Genomic DNA, 2,341 nt, shown 5'->3' on the forward strand with positions numbered 1-2,341 from the left:
CGTTAATTGCTACTTATGCAACGGCAACAACAACTCATGCTACTGCTGTAACTGCTTTTTCTACCGCTGAGAAAACGGCTTTAAGTGCAGCGCCTGCGGAAGTGTTCTCTGGATATTTAGCGTTAGATAGCGCCGATGACTCACCTATTGCTGTAAGTGGTACTACCACAGGTGTTGCAGGATTTACAAAATCAAATGGTGCAGATTCGATTGTTGGTAGCGTTGCAACGTTAGCTAATATTACAGAGGCGGATAAATTACAGATTAATGGTATTGATATTGCGCCCTTTTCAGGTGTTGGTGCCGCTCCGACAGATGCAGAATTAACTACTTATATTAACTCTTATTCAGATAGAACGGGTGTCACGATGTCAGGTACCGCCGCTACAGGCTATCAGTTCTCTGCTGAAAGTGGTCGTGGTATTGAAATTTCTTCGGCTGCAGACACGCAAGCTGGGCGTAAAAGTGCTTTAACAGCCTTAGGTATGCAAAGTGAAATGGGCGGGAAAGTGATTGATGGTTTAGGGACTAACGTGCGTTCGGTTCAAGGCGCCTCAAGTACCATGGATAAAATAGATGTGGCTTTGCAGCAAATTTCAGAATCTCGTGCTGGATTAGGTGCTATTCAAAACCGTTTAGGTTCAACTATCTCTAACCTTGAAAATGTGTCACAAAACTTGTCTGCATCAAACTCGCGAATTCAAGATGCTGATTTTGCTGCCGAAACATCGAAAATGAGTAAAGCACAAATCCTCCAACAAGCAGGTACGGCAATGCTTTCACAAGCGAATGCAAGTACCCAAAATGTACTGTCATTGTTACAAGGATAGAGTGAGGTGGTAAATCAGTTTTAATAAACGGCAATTATTGCCTTAATTTAAGTTGAATTGTCATTACAGGTAAAATGGGTGAAATTTTCGTAGGTTTTTACTCTCATTTTCTCCTCAGTTTCCACCCATTTAAAGGTAGCCTTCGGCTACCTTTTTCCGTTTTAACAAAGTGTCTACCTGTCTGTGGAAGTGGGACTTCAGTCCTGCCTGTTTTTAACAGTTCAATCACAAAAGCGCAGGACTAAAGTTCCGATTCCAAGTGAACTTCCTTTTTCTTCGTGGCTTCATGGTTAAAGGTTTGTGAACTTGAACTTACAAACCATCCACCACGAAGCCGCTACGCTACACAGAGAACACGAAGAAAATCAAAATAATTAAAGGTTGGGTTAAGGTTTTAACTTCTTTTTCCTTCGTGTCTTCGTGGTTAGATAGCTTTTGAACTTGGCCTTATTTAATAAAGTTGATCTTTTTTTATACTTTTTCCTAAAGTAATTTCTCCTGCTGTCGATAAGGTTATTAAGTCTGAGCATCGACTGTTTTAAAAATGACCCGTTTTAGAAAACAGATTTTAAAAAAGTAAAATAAAGTTTTAAAGTTATTTTTTAAGCGGTCGATAAAAGAATCATAACCAATTATTACTAACTTCAATTTCAATGAAAGTTAGTCAAAATAGAAACCAAGGAGCACATCATGGCACAAGTAGTAAACACTAATGTAATGTCACTGAACGCACAGCGTCAATTGGGCAAATCACAAGCAACGTCTAACCAAGCAATGGAGCGTTTATCTTCAGGCTTACGTATTAATAGTGCGAAAGATGATGCTGCTGGTCTTGCGATTTCAACCGGTATGCAATCACAAATTAAAGGGATTAACCAAGCGGTACGTAACGCAAATGATGGTGTGTCAATGACACAAACCGCTGAGGGATCAATGGATGAAATGACTAACATCTTACAACGTATGCGTGAACTCTCGGTACAATCTGCCAATGATACAAACTCAGCTTCTAACCGTGAATCAATCCAAAAAGAGGTGGACCAACTTCACAGTGAACTTGATCGTATCGCATCAACGACTGAATTTAACGGGGCTAAACTGTTAGACGGCAGTAGTGGTAAAGTGACACTGCAAATTGGAGCAAATTCAGGTCAAACATTAAGCTTCTCAATTGACTCGGTAACCACTAATGCATTAGGTTTAAATGGAGACTTAAATAAAGCAGAACTTAATGGTGGCCGTGTTACAACTGCAACGACTGGTACTGCGGGTGAAATGCTCATTAATGGTGTTGATGTACCTGCGTCGGATACTGGCTCTGCCGTTGACATTGCTAAAGCAATCAATAGTAAAACGGCAGAGACTGGTGTGACAGCAAGTGCTTACAATGTTGTTCAGGGTGATGATGCAAGTACATCAGTCACTGGTGTAACAGACGGAATGACCATCAAAGTGGGTGGTGCTGCAACGATAACATTAGGTGCTACATCTTCAATGAGTAACTTAGTGGA

At 40.6% G+C, this 2,341-nt stretch carries 2 protein-coding genes; both read left to right on the plus strand.

Annotated elements, in window-relative coordinates; translation table 11 throughout:
- On the plus strand, positions 1-830 hold an 830-nt coding region (locus G322_RS21465), incomplete at its 5' end, for a flagellin (RefSeq protein ID WP_022943213.1).
- A 690-nt stretch (positions 831-1,520) separates the two neighbouring features.
- Positions 1,521-2,341 (plus strand): flagellin N-terminal helical domain-containing protein (locus tag G322_RS0118800; protein WP_022943214.1); only part of this gene is annotated, 821 nt, incomplete at its 3' end.

Source organism: Psychromonas hadalis ATCC BAA-638 (genome assembly GCF_000420245.1).
GTDB classification, from domain to species: domain Bacteria; phylum Pseudomonadota; class Gammaproteobacteria; order Enterobacterales; family Psychromonadaceae; genus Psychromonas; species Psychromonas hadalis.